This window comes from Campylobacter sp. BCW_6460, from assembly GCF_001762705.1.
In the GTDB taxonomy this organism is placed as follows: domain Bacteria; phylum Campylobacterota; class Campylobacteria; order Campylobacterales; family Campylobacteraceae; genus Campylobacter_D; species Campylobacter_D jejuni.
This window is the reverse complement of sequence record NZ_MJXI01000003.1, coordinates 156,543-172,543: the sequence shown is the minus strand read 5'-3', so window position 1 is coordinate 172,543 and position 16,001 is coordinate 156,543. Positions and strand designations below refer to the sequence as shown.

12 protein-coding genes are annotated in these 16,001 nt (G+C 31.6%); all 12 read left to right on the top strand.

Going from position 1 to position 16,001, the window contains the following annotated elements:
- Window positions 1–19 precede the first annotated feature (19 nt).
- The 12 genes from AJ881_RS02695 to putP all read left to right on the top strand — a co-directional run bounded on the left by AJ881_RS02695 (window position 20) and on the right by putP (window position 15,993).
- Complete coding sequence (locus AJ881_RS02695; protein WP_024088174.1) at window positions 20–733, top strand: molecular chaperone; 714 nt, start codon at window positions 20–22, stop codon at window positions 731–733.
- Entirely contained in the window at window positions 708–899 is a 192-nt protein-coding gene (locus AJ881_RS02690; protein ID WP_002851537.1) for a twin-arginine translocation signal domain-containing protein, read from the top strand. The genes AJ881_RS02695 and AJ881_RS02690 overlap by 26 nt, the downstream gene beginning before the upstream one ends.
- The gene (locus AJ881_RS02680) at window positions 899–3,703 is read left to right on the top strand and encodes a formate dehydrogenase subunit alpha (RefSeq protein ID WP_079254195.1); all 2,805 of its coding nucleotides are present in this window, start codon (window positions 899–901) and stop codon (window positions 3,701–3,703) included. Before AJ881_RS02690 ends, AJ881_RS02680 begins: the two co-directional genes overlap by 1 nt.
- The gene (gene fdh3B / locus AJ881_RS02675; RefSeq protein WP_002851264.1) at window positions 3,700–4,341 is read left to right on the top strand and encodes a formate dehydrogenase FDH3 subunit beta; all 642 of its coding nucleotides are present in this window, start codon (window positions 3,700–3,702) and stop codon (window positions 4,339–4,341) included. The genes AJ881_RS02680 and fdh3B overlap by 4 nt, the downstream gene beginning before the upstream one ends.
- Window positions 4,338–5,270: a formate dehydrogenase subunit gamma gene (locus AJ881_RS02670; protein ID WP_070243195.1), complete on the top strand. Its 933-nt coding sequence runs from the start codon at window positions 4,338–4,340 to the stop codon at window positions 5,268–5,270. The genes fdh3B and AJ881_RS02670 overlap by 4 nt, the downstream gene beginning before the upstream one ends.
- A 172-nt stretch (window positions 5,271–5,442) precedes the next feature.
- Window positions 5,443–6,225, top strand: coding sequence for a formate dehydrogenase accessory sulfurtransferase FdhD (gene fdhD, locus AJ881_RS02665; protein ID WP_053872807.1), 783 nt, complete (start codon window positions 5,443–5,445; stop codon window positions 6,223–6,225).
- Window positions 6,218–6,955 carry a winged helix-turn-helix domain-containing protein gene (locus tag AJ881_RS02660; protein ID WP_002870865.1) on the top strand — a complete coding sequence of 246 codons (738 nt, stop codon included), beginning with the start codon at window positions 6,218–6,220 and terminating at the stop codon, window positions 6,953–6,955. Before fdhD ends, AJ881_RS02660 begins: the two co-directional genes overlap by 8 nt.
- Before the next feature lie 113 nt (window positions 6,956–7,068).
- Window positions 7,069–9,171, top strand: coding sequence for an aspartate chemotaxis receptor CcaA (gene ccaA, locus AJ881_RS02655; RefSeq protein WP_052794949.1), 2,103 nt, complete (start codon window positions 7,069–7,071; stop codon window positions 9,169–9,171).
- 110 nt (window positions 9,172–9,281) lie between these two features.
- Window positions 9,282–9,854 (top strand): sulfurtransferase-like selenium metabolism protein YedF, encoded by a 573-nt coding sequence (yedF, locus tag AJ881_RS02650; RefSeq protein WP_002870867.1) that lies wholly within the window; start codon window positions 9,282–9,284, stop codon window positions 9,852–9,854.
- A gap of 10 nt (window positions 9,855–9,864) precedes the next feature.
- Window positions 9,865–10,887: a selenide, water dikinase SelD gene (gene selD / locus AJ881_RS02645; protein ID WP_079264256.1), complete on the top strand. Its 1,023-nt coding sequence runs from the start codon at window positions 9,865–9,867 to the stop codon at window positions 10,885–10,887.
- Between the two features lie 130 nt (window positions 10,888–11,017).
- Window positions 11,018–14,506 carry a proline dehydrogenase family protein gene (locus AJ881_RS02640; protein ID WP_070283142.1) on the top strand — a complete coding sequence of 1,163 codons (3,489 nt, stop codon included), beginning with the start codon at window positions 11,018–11,020 and terminating at the stop codon, window positions 14,504–14,506.
- 17 nt (window positions 14,507–14,523) lie between these two features.
- Window positions 14,524–15,993 (top strand): sodium/proline symporter PutP, encoded by a 1,470-nt coding sequence (putP, locus tag AJ881_RS02635; RefSeq protein WP_070283143.1) that lies wholly within the window; start codon window positions 14,524–14,526, stop codon window positions 15,991–15,993.
- Window positions 15,994–16,001: the final 8 nt, after the last annotated feature.

The window sequence follows — 16,001 nt, the reverse complement described above, 5'->3', positions numbered from 1 at the left end:
TTTTGAAAATTTTGAATGCATGGGGGCTTTAATGGATTTGGAAAAATTAAGATTAGCTAGAAGTCTTTATTATCAATGTCTAGGAGAGCTTTTTGTTTTTTCATTTTCTGAAGAAAGATTGTCAAAATTACAAGAGTATTTAAAGACAATGCAAGAATGTTTATTTGATGAAAATTTAAAATCAAATTTTGATATCTTGCTTAAGCATTTAGATGATGAAAATTCTATACAAGCATTTTTTAAAGAATATGATTTGCTTTTTTTAAGTCTTAAAAATAGCATTCCAACGACTTTTTCTTACATAGAAGAAGGTTTTGAAAATTCAAATCCTTTACTTTGCGTGCGTCAAATTTTAGTCAAAAGTAAAATAAGACGCAATGAAAAATTTTTTAAAGAAAGTGAAGATAGTGTTGGATTTTGTTTATTGTTAATGAGTGAATTTTTAAGGCAAAATGAAGATGATTTAGCCAAAGAGCTTTTTGAAAAAGTGATCAATAAAAGCATTGATGAGTTTTTAGGCGATGTTTTCATGAATAAAAATGCGAATTTATATAAGGAAATTGCAAGTATTGCATTGGCTTTTATGGAATTTGAAAGACTTTGCTTTGAAGTGGAAAAACCTGCAAAAATAAATTCTAAAAAAGTGCAAAACGATCTATCGCGTTCAGAATTTTTAAGAAGAGAAGCAAATAAACAAAGGAGGACTCGTGAAAAATCGCAGGGAATTTCTTAAAAAATCCGCTTTTGCCTTAGGGGCTGCCGGAGTGCTTGGTAGCACAACTTTAGCTCTAGCTAAAGATGAAGAAAGAAAAGATTTGGTTAAAGGTAAAAGTAAGAAAAAAGAAGTGCTTTTTCAAAGAAGTGCTAATTGGGAAAATTATTATATAAAGGCTGAGTAATGTCAAGTGTAGGTGAAAATATCAAGCTTACGCGTCGTTCTTTTCTTAAAATGGCAGCACTTTCAAGCCTAGCAACACCGTTGCTTGCTAGAAGTGAAACTTTAAGAGAAGCGAGTGCTGATGAGCTTAAAGAAGCTTATGAAGGTAGTAAAAAAGTAAAAACAGTTTGTACAGCCTGTTCTGTAGGCTGTGGGATTATTGCAGAAGTGCAAAATGGTGTTTGGGTGCGTCAAGAAATCGCTCAAGATCATCCTGTGAGTTCAGGTGGACATTGCTGCAAGGGATCTGATATGATCGATATGGTGCGTTCACATGTGCGTTTAAAATATCCTATGAAAAAAGAAAATGGAGAATGGAAACGCATAAGTTATGAGCAAGCTTTAAGTGAGATCGGAGAAAAACTAGCTGCTTATCGTAAAGAAAATCCTGAAAGTGTTATGTTTTTAGGTTCTGCAAAACTTAATAATGAACAAGCTTATTATATAAGAAAATTTGCAGCATTTTTTGGAACGAACAATGTAGATCATCAAGCTAGAATTTGACACAGCGCAACAGTCGCCGGTGTGGCGAATACATTTGGTTATGGCGCTATGACAAACCATCTTGGAGACATCCAAAGAAGTAAATGCATCATTATCATTGGAGCAAATCCAGCGGTAAATCACCCTGTGGGTTTTAGACATTTCTTAAAAGCAAAAGAAAAAGGTGCAAAGCTTATCGTTGTAGATCCTAGATTTACAAAAAGTGCGGCAAAAGCGGATATTTATGCAAGAATTCGTCCAGGAACTGACATTGCTTTCATGTATGGAATGCTAAAAATCATCTTTGATGAAGGCTTAGAAGATACAAAATATCTTGATGAAAGAGTTTTTGGAATTGATAAAATTCGTGAAGAAGCAGCAAAATGGACAGCTGAAGAAGTAGAAAATGTTACGGGAATTTCTAAAGAACTTTTGGTGCAAATCACTCACGAAGTAGCTAAAAACAAACCAACTACGCTTATTTGGGCTATGGGTTTAACTCAACACACTGTAGGAACTTCAAATACACGTTTAGCACCTATTGTGCAAATGGTACTTGGAAATATAGGTAAATTTGGTGGTGGGGTTAATATCTTACGCGGACACGATAATGTTCAAGGTGCTTCAGATATGGCTTGTTTGAGCGAAAATTTACCAGGTTATTATCCTTTAAATGAAGCGACTTGGAGATACTATGCCAAAATTTGGGGTGTGGATTATGAGTGGCTTTTAGGAAATTTTGTAAGCAAAGATTGGATGCATAAAACTGGGCTTTCACTTGCTAGATGGTGGGCAGCAGCTTTAAATGGAAAAGATGGTAATGATGCTATCGATAATGCAGGAACGCCTTTAAAAGCTTTAGTAGTTATGGGAAATGGTATCACTTCGACTGCACAACAAGTAAAAGTTAAAGAAGGCTTGGAAGCTTTAGAGCTTTTAGTTTTGGCTGATCCTTTTGTAAATGAAGCAGGCATTATTGCAGAAAGAAAAGATGGAATTTATCTTTTACCTGCAGCAACACAGTTTGAAACAAGCGGAAGTGTAACAGCAACAAATCGTAGCGGACAATGGAGATTTAAAGTTGTAGATCCACTTTATGAAAGCATGGAAGATCAAGAAATTTTATTTGAGCTTGCTAAAAAATTAGGCTTTTATGAAGACTTTACTAAGACTTTACGCGATGAAAAAGGTGAGATTGTTTGGCCTGAAAATGCAACAAGAGAAATTGCAAAAGCAGTTAGAAGTATAGGGCTTAATGGTTGGAGTCCTGAAAGGCTTAAAAAGCATACTTTATACTGGGATAAATTTGATGAGGTAACTTTAGAAGGAAAAGACGAAGTTGCTGGCGAGTATTACGGGCTTCCTTGGCCTTGTTGGAGTGATAAGCATCCAGGTTCTCCTGTACTTTATAATACCGACATTGAAGTAGCAAAAGGTGGTATGGGCTTTAGAAATAATTTTGGACTCGAGTATGAAGGAGAGAGTTTACTTGCTAAAAATGCACCTTTAAATTCACCTATTGATACAGGTTATCCACAAATTACTAAAGATAATATAGAAAAAGTTTTAGGTATTACTTTAAGTGCTCAAGAAAAAGAAAAAATGGGATCAACTTGGTCTTATGATGATAGCAATATCATAGCAACTAAATGTATAGAAAAAGGCATAGTTCCTTATGGAAATGCTAAAGCTAGAGCTGTAGTTTGGACTTTTAAAGATAAAATTCCACTCCACCGTGAGCCTTTACATTCCCCAAGAAACGATTTGGTGCAAAAATATCCAAGTTTTGAAGATCAAAAAGCGCTTTACCGCGTGGATACTAAATTTGTGTCTGTGCAACAAGCTAAGGATTATTCTAAAGAATTCCCGCTTAATCTTGTTACTGCAAGACTTGTGAATTTAAATGGTGCAGGTATGGAAAATAGAGCATCTATGTATCTAACGCGTTTAACACCTGAAATGTTTTGTGAGATCAATCCTGAATTAGCAAAAGAGCAAGACATTAAAGCAGGAGATATGATTTGGGTGCATTCTCCAGAAGGCACTAAAATTCATGTAAGAGTGAAGGTTAATCCAGGTGTAGCAAAAGATATGATTTTCTTGCCTTTCCATTTTACAGGAGTTATGCAAGGCGTGGATTTAACGCACAATTTCCCAGAAGGAACTAAGCCTTATGCAAGCGGAGAAAGTGCTAACACGGTAACAAATTATGGTTATGATATCATGTGTCAGATTCCAGAGACTAAAGGTGGGCTTTGTAGAATCAGTAAGGATGGAAAATGAGTAAGGTAAATTTTGCAAATTTAGAAAAAGAACGCTTGAAATTCTTTTGTGATAATGAGCGTTGTATTGATTGTAATGGTTGTGCGGTAGCTTGTGATGAAGCACATGAGCTTCCTATTCATATTCGCCGCCGCCGTGTAATTACTTTAAATGAAGGAATTCAAGGAAAAGAAGTTTCAACTTCTATTTCTTGTATGCATTGTGATGATGCTCCTTGTTCTATCGTTTGTCCTGTGGATTGTTTTTACATCCGTGCTGATGGTATTGTTTTGCACGATAAAGAAATTTGCATAGGTTGTGGATATTGTCTTTATGCTTGTCCTTTTGGTGCACCACAATTTCCAAAAGATAGTGTTTTTGGAAATAAAGGCATTATGGATAAATGTACTATGTGTGCAGGTGGCCCTGAAGCAACGAATTCAGAAAAAGAAAGAGAACTTTATGGTCAAAATCGTATCGCAGAAGGAAAAGTTCCTGTATGTGCTGCGATGTGTTCGACAAAAGCACTTTTAGTAGGTGAAAGTTCTAAAATAGAAGAGATTTATCATAATAGACTTATGAATAGAAATTATGGCATTCCAAATCCTTCAGAAAGTTTGGAGTGGAAGATTGCTTACACAGGAAAGGAACGCTTATGAGAAAAGTATTTGTAACGCTTTTGTCAAGCGTGGTAAGTTTATTTGCTTATGGTAGCGAGAGAATGGGACAAGATACTCAAATTTGGGATTTTCATCGTATTACAAATATTCCAAATTATGATACTTTTGGCAAACTTTGGACAACTTTGCAAGGTGAATATATAGCTACTATAGCTTTAATTGCTGTTATTGCAGTGTTGTCTGCATTTGCTTTGCATTATATGGTTATAGGACCTAAGCAATTTTCACACGATGGAAAGAAAATTTATGCTTTTACATTATTTGAAAGACTTTTTCATTTTATCGCGGCAATTTCTTGGGTGATTTTAGTGCCAACTGGTTTTGTGATGATGTTTGGGGCGACTTTTGGAGGCGGACTTTTTGTAAGGGTTTGTAAAAATTTACATGCTTTTGCAACGGTTTTATTTATCATCTCTATAATCCCTATGTTTTTATGGTGGATTAAAAGAATGCTTCCTGCAAGTTATGATATCAGATGGATGATGATAGTAGGTGGTTATTTAAGCAAAGTAAAACGTCCTGTACCTGCAGGTAAGTTTAATTTTGGTCAAAAATCTTGGTATTATATTGCTGTTTTTGGTGGATTTTTGATGATAATTACAGGTGGATTTATGTATTTTCTTGATTTTAATTCCACGGCAATTCAAGGTCTTTTTGGTTTAACTCAAATTGAACTTTTAAGAATTTCAGCTATAGTGCATAATTTCTTGGGTATAGTGTGTGCAGTATTTTTTGGTGTGCATATTTATATGGCAGTATTTGCAATCAAAGGTAGCATCCATTCTATGATTAGTGGTTATAAAGAAGAAGAAGAGGTTTATATTTTACATTCTTATTGGTATAAAGAATTAAGCAATAAAAAGCAAATTGAACCTAGTTTTTCTTATGATCCTAATGTAAAAATTTAATCTTTAACCGCTATGTTATTGCATAGCGGTAGTTTTAAGCTTTTTTTGAAATAAATAGAACGAATTTTATTTTATAAGTTGAATCTAAAATCTATTTTTCCATATATAAATTTGTTATTTATGTTTTTTTGATATAATTAAATTTTTAAAATAACGCGAAAAGAGAAAGCTTATGGAACCCTTATTTACAACCCAAATTTTAAAATATAAAGGTGATGAATCTTTTACATGCGATGATACTTTAGTGCGTGAAATTAAGCTTGAAATTTTTATTAATAATGAAAGAGTAGGTGCTTTAATGGCAACTCCTGTAGATGAACAGGCATTAGCAATAGGGTATTTAATGAGCGAAAATATCATTGCAAAAGTAAGCGATATTGAGAACATAGAAACAAAAGATGATGGTATGAGTGTGCATATCAAAGCAAAGATTGATAAAGAAAATTTAGCAAAGCTTAATGCTGAAGGCGTAGTTATAAGTGGTTGTGGTAGAGCACATACTGCAAATATCGATTTAGAAGCCATTGAAGCGAGTAAAATTAGTTCTGATGTAAAATTTAGCAAAGATGAAATTTTAAAACAAATGAGTACTTTTTATACTCAATGTGAGCTTTATGAGAAAACAGGCTGTGTGCATACGGCTAAGCTTTTTGTAAATGAGAAAACTTTTTTTATAGGTGAAGATATAGCTCAACATAATACCATAGATAAAGCTTTAGGAAAAGCACGTTTAGCTGGGGTTGATTTAAGTCAATGTTTTTTAATGGTTAGTGGAAGGCTAAGTTCTGAAATGGTAGCTAAAGCAGTTATGCATAAAATTCCAGTCCTTGTTTCACGCACGGCTCCTACTTGTTTAGGAGTTATGATAGCAAGAAAATTTGATTTAACGCTTTGTGGTTTTGCTAGAGAAAATAAGATTAATATTTATAGTGGAGAATTTAGAATTCATGGATAAAAACCAAGAAAAAGAAATCATCTCATACATGAGAGAATTGTTAAATAGTAATGAAAAATTAGATTGTGGTACGGCTTTTAAAATTGCAAAGAAATTTAATGTAAATATAGAAAAAATCGGACAATTAGCCGATGAAAATCACATGAGAATTGATAATTGCGAGTTGGGGCAATTTGGATATTTAGATTTTGAAAAAGCAAAGATTGAAGTGCTTAAAAAAATAGAACCTAGTTTAGATGAAAAGCGTAGAATTTTTTGTAAAGATGCAAGAGATATTGCTAAAGAAGGTTGTGGACTTAAAAGTATGCGTTCAGCTTTAAAAGCTTATAAGGTTGATGTAAAGTATTGTCAACTTGGTTGTTTTAAAGAAAAAAAAGGTAAGCAATTTATAGTAAGAACAAAAACTTGGATTGAAAATGCGGATGGAGATTTGCTTTTTGGACGAGGAAAAACAGAACTTTTAGAACTTATCGGACAAACAGGTAGTTTATTGCATGCTTCTAAACTTATGGGGATTAATTATAAAAAAGCTTGGATGCATTTACAAACCTTACAAAAAAATTCTCAAGAAATTTTAGTTAGCACAAGACAAGGACGCTCTAAAGAATCAGGAACAAAACTTACTCCTAGAGCTTTGGAATTAATGGAAAATTACTCTATTTTGCAAAAAGACATAGAAGAATATGCTAATAAACGCTTTAAAGAATTGTTTTTAAAAGGAAAAAAATAAGTCTTTCACAAAAAATACTAATACATAATATTTTTATAATTAATTAATGGTATTTTTTTAAAAAATATGTTAAAATATAAAATCCAAAATTTTATTTTTTAGGAGTTATTAAGATGTTTAAATCTTTAAATATAGGTTTAAAACTTATTTTTTCTGTAGCAACTGTTGTTGTTATTGGGCTTATTATTTTAATTTCCTTGATTACCAAACAAGTAAGTCAAAATATTATTGAAAATACAGAAGATATTTTAGCTTCTATTACAAAAGAATATGCTACCCAAACTCAAGGAATTTTTGGGGAAATGATTGCTTTAAATAAAAGTATTTCAGGTACCTTAACAGAAATGTTTAGATCAACTTCAAAAGAAAATTTAGATATAGATAGTATAACAAATATTATAACCAATACTTTTGATAATAGTGCTTATTCTAATTTTACTTATTTGTATCTTATCGATCCGCCAGAATATTTTAAAGAGGAAAGTAAATTTTTCAATACTCAAAGTGGAAAATTTGTTATGCTTTATGTTGATGAAGAAAAGGATAATAAAGGCGGGATAAAAGCAATACAAGCTAGTGATGAAATAGCTAATTTACAAGTTGTGCAAGATATATTAAAAAAAGCAAAATATGGGGAAAATAAAGTATATATAGGACGTCCTATTAGGATGAATTTAGAAGGTCAAGATTTTGATGCTGTAAATATTGCTATGCCTATATTTGACCGAAAGAATCAAGTTGTAGGTGTTATCGGTATGACTTTGGATTTTTCAGCTATTGCTACTTATCTTTTAGATCCCAAGAGTCAAAAATATGATGGAGAGTTAAGAGTTCTTTTAAATTCAGATGGATTTGTTGCGATTCATCCTAATAAAAATTTGGTTTTAAAAAATTTAAAAGATGTCAATCCTAACAAAGGTGCACAAGAGACTTATAAGGCTATGAGCGAAGGAAAAAATGGAGTTTTTGACTATATAGCTTCTGATGGTGATGATTCTTATGCCGCGATTAATAGTTTTAAAGTGCAAGATAGCTCTTGGACAGTTTTGGTAACTGCACCTAAATATTCGGTTTTTGAACCTTTGAAAAAATTACAATTAATTATTATTAGCGCATCTTTTATTTTTATTTTTGTTGTTTTGGGAGTGGTTTATTATTGCGTAAGAAAAATTGTTGCAACAAGATTACCAATTATTCTTAATTCTTTAGAATCTTTTTTCCGTTTCTTAAATCATGAAAAAATTGAACTCAAATTAATTAAAATTCGAGCTAATGATGAATTAGGGGCAATGGGTAGAATCATAAATGAAAATATTGAAAAGATTCAAATATCTTTAGAACAAGATCAAAATGCTGTAGATGAATCAGTGCAAACTGCTAGAGAAATCGAAAAAGGTAATTTAACTGCAAGAATTACTAAAAATCCTATAAACCCTCAATTAGTAGAACTTAAAAATGTTCTTAATAGAATGCTTGATGTTTTACAAAATAAAATTGGTTCTAATATGAATGAAATTAATAGAGTTTTTGATAGTTATAAAGCGCTTGATTTTAGCACAGAGGTGCTTGATGCTAAAGGCGAAGTTGAGATTACAACTAATATTTTAGGTAAAGAAATTAAAAAGATGCTTCTAGCTTCTTCAAATTTTGCTAAAGATTTAGCCAATCAGTCAGAAGAGTTAAAAAATTCTATGCAAAAACTTGCTGATGGCTCTAATGCACAAGCGAGTTCTTTAGAACAATCGGCTGCAGCTGTAGAGGAGATTAATTCTTCTATGCAAAATGTAAGTGGAAAAACAGTTGAGGTTGCTTCGCAAGCTGATGATATAAAAAATATTGTCAATGTGATTAAAGATATCGCTGAGCAAACGAATCTTCTTGCTTTAAATGCAGCTATTGAAGCTGCACGTGCTGGAGAACATGGGCGTGGTTTTGCAGTTGTTGCAGATGAGGTAAGACAGCTTGCGGAAAGAACAGGAAAATCCTTATCTGAAATCGAGGCAAATATTAATATACTTGTTCAAAGCGTAAATGAAGTAGCAGAATCTGTAAAAGAACAAACAGCAGGAATCACACAGATTAACGATGCTATAGCACAACTTGAAACTGTAACTAAGGAAAATGTCGAAGTTGCAAATGTTACCAATAATATAACAAATGAAGTCAATCAAATTGCTGCAGCAATTCTTGAAGATGTGAATAAAAAAAGATTTTAAAAAAAGCTCATTTTTGAGCTTTTGAATTTTTTCTATATTATTTAAAATTTTAAACACAAAACAAGTAATAAAATAATATTATTTTTCAAAGCTAATATTAAGGAAAAATAATGAAAATTGATTGTCGCAATCTTTCTTGTCCTCAGCCTATAGTTGAAACAAAAAACGCTCTTGAAAAACTTCAAGAAAATGAAATTTTGGAAATTGTTTTAAATTCTATTATTTCAAAAAATAATGTTGTAAAATTTCTTAACTCTTTAAATTTAAATCCTATTATAGATGAAAATGCACAAGAGTTTTGCATCAAAGTACAAAAAAAGAATTTTAATTCTAGTGAAATAAATATTCACGATTATAATGTTTTATTTTTAAAAACCGACAAAGTGGGTGAGGGTGAATTGGGACAAAATTTACTTGTAGGATTTTTAAGTACCTTAAAAAATTTAGATCATGCTCCAAGTAAAATTCTTTGCGTAAATGAAAGTGTTTTAATCAATGTTGATGAAAATCATAAAGCACATTTAGCTATGAAAGAACTTGAAAATTTAGGTATTGAGATCATAAGTTGTGGAGCTTGTCTGGAATTTTTTAATAAAAGCAAAGAACTTAAAATAGGAAATATAGGCAATGCTTATGAAATTTTAAATGAGCTTTTTGGTAAAGCAAAAATTATTACTTTGTAAAGGAAAAATACTGCAATATAAAAATCAAAATTTAACGCATTTTGTTAAAGCAGCAGGCTGAGCAGCGAAATTAAGCCCGGGTGGTCTTAAAACAATTTTAAATTTCATGCAAAAAACCCCTGCCTTACTTAGCGATATTGGAAATAATGAAGATGCAAGTGTATATCAAATCAGCCGCGATTTAGCTTTGGTGCAAACGCTTGATTTTATCACTCCTATAGTAGATAGTGCCTATCATTTTGGTGCTATTGCCGCAGCAAATGCTTTAAGCGATGTTTTTGCTATGGGTGCAGAGGTGATTAATGCCTTAAATATAGTAGGTTTTGATACTTGTAATCATGATTTAAATATCTTAAAAGAGCTTTTAGAAGGTGCAAATGATAAGGTTCAAGAATGCAATGCTTTAGTTGTGGGTGGCCATACTATAGAAAGCACTGAGCTTTTTTTTGGACTTAGTGTTACAGGGAAAGTACATCCTAGTAAATTTATTGCTAATAATACTTCTAAAGTTGGAGATTGTATCATTTTAACCAAGCCTTTAGGAACAGGAATTTTAAGTACAGCTTTAAAGGCACAAATGCTAAATCAAAAACATTTAGATATATTGCTTAAAAGTATGATGGAGTTAAATTATAAAGCCAGTCAAATTGCTCTTAAATTTCACCCAAGTGCCATGAGTGATGTTACAGGTTTTGGACTTTTAGGACATTTAAAAGAAATGCTAAATAAAAATATTTCTTTTGAAATTTTTGAAAGTGAACTTCCTTTTTTAGATGGAGTAAAAGAGTATTTTAATATGGGTTTAATCCCTGCTGGAGCTTATAAAAATTTAGAATTTATAAAAGAATTTATCCCTGATTTAAATGAAGAAAAATTATTACTTTGTGATCCGCAAACTTCAGGAGGACTTTTAATTTCTATAAGTGAAAAAGAATCCTTAGAATGTTTAAAAAAACTAGAAGATGAAAATATTCAAGCTAAAATTATTGCTAAGGTTGCAAATAAGCAAGAAAATGATATTATCATTTCTTAATTTTTGTTACTTATATACCCATTAAAATTTTTTTTATCATTTTTTATACATTTTCTATGATTTAAAATATTATTTTTTATCTTATTTATATATTATTTATTAAAATTTATTTTATCTTAGGAGATACGAAATGATACAAAAAGCTTTAGCCTTAGCTGAAGAATTGCAAGGACAAATAGAAGCTAATATTTCAAATTCTGAAAAAGAATTTCACTCAAAAATGCAAAAACTTCTTAATAATCCCAAAAATAAAGTTATGCTTATAGAACTTTTAGATCGTTCTTTTAGATGTAAAGATAAAAATGCAAGTTTTGAGCTTATAGAATATACTTTGAGTAAATATGGCATAGCGGATTTTTTTAGCACTTTTGAAAAATTCCTACTTTTTAGCTTTTTAAATTTTGGAAAATTTGCTCCTAATTTAAGTGTGCCTTTTTTTGTCAAACATTTAAGAGAAGATACTAAAGCTATGGTTCTAGATGCAAATCCTAGTGTTTTAGAACCACATATTAAGAAAAGAAAAGAGCAAGATAAAATTACCTTAAATGTGAATTTAATCGGTGAAGAGGTTTTAGGTGAAGCTGAGAGTAAATATCGCATACAAAAATATGAAGAAGCTTTAAAATCAAGTTATATCACTTATATTTCCATAAAAATTACTACTATTTTTTCACAAATTAATATTATAGATTTTGATTATTCCAAAGAAGAGGTAGTAAAAAGACTAGATTATCTTTATGCTTTAGCCTTGGAAGAAGAGAAAAAACAAGGTGTATCTAAATTTATCAATCTGGATATGGAAGAATTTAGAGATTTAGAACTCACCGTTGTAGCTTTTATGGAAAGTGTGGCTAAATTTGATATTAAAGCGGGGATTGTTTTGCAAGCTTATATTCCTGATTCTTATGAGTATCTTAAAAAACTTTTTGCTTTTTCAAAAGAGAGGGTTTTAAAAGGTATGAAGCCTATTAAGATCCGTTTTGTTAAGGGTGCTAATATGGAAAGTGAAGAAACTATTGCATCTCAAAAAGGCTGGGAGCTTCCTACTTTTTACAAAAAAATAGATACTGATAGCAATTATAATAAAATGCTTGATTTTATTCTTGAAGGAGATAATTATAAATACATCAACATAGGAATTGCAAGTCATAATATCTTTGAGATTGCTTATGCTTATACACGCATAAGTGAAGCGGGTGCTTTAGATTCTTTTACTTTTGAAATGCTTGAAGGTATGAGTTTGCAATGTTCTTATGAATTATCTAAAATGCATGATTTAATCCTTTATGCCCCAGTTTGCGATGAAGCACATTTTAACAATGCCATTGCTTATCTTGTAAGACGCCTTGATGAAAATACAAGTGAAGATAATTTTATGCGTTATTTTTTCAATCTTAAAGTAGGAGATAAAAACTGGAATATCCAAAAAGAACTTTTTTTAAAATCTTTAGAAGGCATAAAAACTCTTGATAACACTACGCATCGCAAGCAAGATAGAAATAAAGAATTAAATATCACAAGTTCTTATGAAAGTAAAAAATTTAGCAACGAAAGTGATACGGATTTTATTTTAGCGCAAAATAGAGCATGGGCTAAAGAAATTAAAGCTAAATATGAAAATTTAAAAGATTATGATGTTTATCCTGTCATAGGTGAGCTTGATTTTAAAGCAGAAAATTTAAATGTTTTAGAAGTTAAAGATAAGATTGAAGATAGAGTGATAGGAAAGGCTTATTTAGCCGGAGAAAAAGAAATCAAACAAGCTTTAGAGGTAGCTAAAAATTCCAAATTTATACAAAAAAGTCATGATGAAATTTATCAAATTTTAGCCAAAAGTGCAAAACTTATGAGAGAAAGAAGAGGGGATTTGATAGGTTTGGCGGCTTTAGAAGTGGGCAAAACCTTTTTAGAGATCGATCCAGAAGTGAGTGAGGCTATTGATTTTATAGAATTTTATCCGCACTCTTTAGAAGAGCTTAAAAAACAAAATCCAAAAGTTACATTCACACCTAAAGGCATAGGGGTTACCATAGCTCCTTGGAATTTTCCTATAGGGATTTCAGTAGGTACTATAGCTGCACCACTAGCTGCAGGTAATGTGGTGATTTATAAACCTTCTTCACTTTCAACCCTAACAGGTTATATGCTTTGTAAGTGTTTTTGGGATGCAGGTATTCCAAAAGACGCTTTGATTTTCTTACCTTCAAAAGGAAGCGATATTTCTAAATATTTACTTGTTGATGAAGCGATTAAATTTTCAATTCTTACAGGAGGAGAGGATACTGCTTATGCTATGTTAAAAGCTAATCCAACCTTGCTTTTAAGTGCTGAAACGGGAGGAAAGAATGCGACTATAGTTTCTAAATTTGCTGATCGTGATAGTGCGATTAAAAATATCATTCATTCTGCGTTTAGCAATAGCGGTCAAAAATGTTCAGCTACTTCTTTGCTAGTCTTAGAAGAAGAGGTTTATCATGATGAAGAATTTAAAAAGACTTTAGTAGATGCTGCAAGTTCTATGGCGGTGGGCAGTCCTTTTGAATTTAAAAATAAATTAGGTGCTTTAGCTGATAAGCCAAGTTCTAAAGTTCAAAAGGCCTTAGATGAATTACAACCTTATGAAGAATGGGCATTAAAACCTAAGTTTTTAGAGGATAATCCTTATTTAATGACTCCAGGCATAAAATACGGCACTAAAAAGGGTGATTTTACCCATATGAATGAACTTTTTGTGCCGATTTTAAGTGTGATGAAGGCTAAAGACTTAAAAGAAGCTATTGATATAGTAAATTCCACAGGTTATGGTTTAACTGCAGGTTTTGAAAGCTTAGATGAAAGAGAATGGGAGTATTTTCACACTCATATAGAAGCAGGAAATATTTATATCAACAAACCAACCACAGGGGCTATAGTGCTTCGCCAACCTTTTGGTGGAATTAAAAAATCAGCTATAGGTTTGGGTAGAAAAGTAGGAATTTATAATTATATCACTCAATTTTTAGAGATTAAGCAAGAAGATTTTGATGATCATTTAATTGAAGATAAATTTTCAAAAAAATTAGCACAAATAGATTTAAAAGAATCACAAGATTTTATGAACGATTTAATTGAAATGTCTCAATCTTATGCTTATCATTATAAAAATGAGTTTAGTGTTTCAAAAGATTATGTCAATATTCGTGGAGAAGATAATCTTTTTTCTTATACTAAAATAAAGAATATGGTTTTAAGACTTTGTGGAAATGAAAGCTTAAAAGATGTTTTAGGGGTGATTTTAGGTGCAAATATTGTAAATATTGATCTAAGTATCAGTTATGATGAACAAGATGTTAGTATGATAGAACGAATTGTTCAAAGCATAGGAGCAAAAGTATTATTTTTAAAAGAAAATAAAGAAAATTTTATCAAGAGTATTAAAGAATATGAAAGAGTGCGTTATTTGGCAAAGCCAGATGTAAATGATGAGATTTATAAAGAGGCTGCAAAGCTTGCTAAAATCATCATAAGAGAAAAGCCATTGTTAAATGGTCGTTTTGAACTTTTAAATTATTTTAATGAAAAAGCTTTAAGTATATCTTTTCATCGCTATGGAAATTTAGGCATTAGAGCAATATCTTAATGATCAAGGAGAGATTGATGGAAGTAGTTCAAATTAATACCCCAATAGCAGTGATGTTTGTAGTTTATGCCTTATTGATGCTTTATATAGGTTTTTATTTTTATAAGCAAAATAAAAATTCAGAAGATTATTTTTTAGGTGGGCGTACTATGGGGCCTGTGATATCTGCACTTAGCGCAGGGGCTTCTGATATGAGTGGTTGGCTTTTAATGGGATTACCAGGAGCTTTATATGTAAGTGGTTTTATAGATTCTTATATTGCAATTGGACTTACTATAGGAGCTAGTTTAAATTGGATTTTTGTGGCAAAAAGACTTAGAATTTATACCAGCGTGATTGCAAATTCTTTGACTATTCCTGATTATTTTGAAACTCGTTTTGATGATGATAAACATATACTGCGCATCGTATGTGCGGTGGTAATTTTGATATTTTTTACCTTTTATGTTTCATCAGGGCTTGTAAGTGGAGCAAAACTTTTTGAAAGTACTTTTGGTATCAGATATGATTATGCTTTAACTACTGGAACGATTATTATTGTTGCTTATACTTTTTTAGGTGGATATAAGGCGGTTTGTTGGACGGATATGATACAAGGGCTTTTAATGATGATGGCTTTAATCATTGTGCCTTTGGTTATGCTTTATCATTTAGGTGGCTTTGGCGAAGCGATGAATATAGTTAAAGAAATTAAACTACAAGCTTTATCTATGGGCGAAGGAGTAGGAGTTGTAAGCATTATATCTGCACTTGCTTGGGGTTTGGGTTATTTTGGTCAACCACATATTTTAGTGCGTTTTATGTCGATTCGTTCTACTAAGGATATTCCTATGGCCACTTTTATAGGTATTGCTTGGATGGTGGTTTGTCTTTTAAGTGCTTGTATGATAGGTATTTTGGGCATAGCTTATGTGCATAAATTTGAATTAAGTTTGCAAGATCCTGAAAAGATTTTCATTGTGATGTCGCAACTTTTATTTAATCCTTGGATAGCAGGTATTTTACTCAGTGCTATTTTAGCGGCTATTATGAGTACGGCAAGTTCACAATTGCTGGTTTCAAGTTCTACTATAGCGGAAGATTTTTATAAAAAGATTTTTAGAGAAGATGCGCCAAGTCATGTTGTATTAAATTTAGGTAAATTAGGTGTTTTACTGGTAGCTGTAATAGCGTTTTTGATTTCTACTGATAAAAATTCAAGTGTTTTGAGTATAGTTTCTTATGCATGGGCTGGATTTGGAGCTTCTTTTGGTTCTGTAATGCTTTTTTCTTTATTTTGGAGTAGGATGACAAGAGTAGGAGCGATTTTAGGTATGATAACAGGAGCTGCTACTGTGGTACTTTGGAAGAATTTTGCAAATTCGGGTCTTTATGAAATAGTTCCAGGATTTTTAGTAGCTTCGGTGGTGATTATTATTGCAAGTTTGTTTACAAATGTAAGATCTGGAACTAAAGCAGCTTATGAAAAGATGTTAAAAGAGCTTTGAGAACAAAA

Excerpts from the sequence above, each read along its gene's own strand:
- yedF (WP_002870867.1), top strand. The coding sequence starts at position 9,282 with ATGAAAATTGATTGTCGCAATCTTTCTTGTCCTCAGCCTATAGTTGAA.
- putP (WP_070283143.1), top strand. The coding sequence starts at position 14,524 with ATGGAAGTAGTTCAAATTAATACCCCAATAGCAGTGATGTTTGTAGTT.
- AJ881_RS02660 (WP_002870865.1), top strand. The coding sequence starts at position 6,218 with ATGGATAAAAACCAAGAAAAAGAAATCATCTCATACATGAGAGAATTG.
- ccaA (WP_052794949.1), top strand. The coding sequence starts at position 7,069 with ATGTTTAAATCTTTAAATATAGGTTTAAAACTTATTTTTTCTGTAGCA.
- AJ881_RS02640 (WP_070283142.1), top strand. The coding sequence starts at position 11,018 with ATGATACAAAAAGCTTTAGCCTTAGCTGAAGAATTGCAAGGACAAATA.
- AJ881_RS02695 (WP_024088174.1), top strand. The coding sequence starts at position 20 with ATGGGGGCTTTAATGGATTTGGAAAAATTAAGATTAGCTAGAAGTCTT.
- fdh3B (WP_002851264.1), top strand. The coding sequence starts at position 3,700 with ATGAGTAAGGTAAATTTTGCAAATTTAGAAAAAGAACGCTTGAAATTC.
- fdhD (WP_053872807.1), top strand. The coding sequence starts at position 5,443 with ATGGAACCCTTATTTACAACCCAAATTTTAAAATATAAAGGTGATGAA.
- AJ881_RS02670 (WP_070243195.1), top strand. The coding sequence starts at position 4,338 with ATGAGAAAAGTATTTGTAACGCTTTTGTCAAGCGTGGTAAGTTTATTT.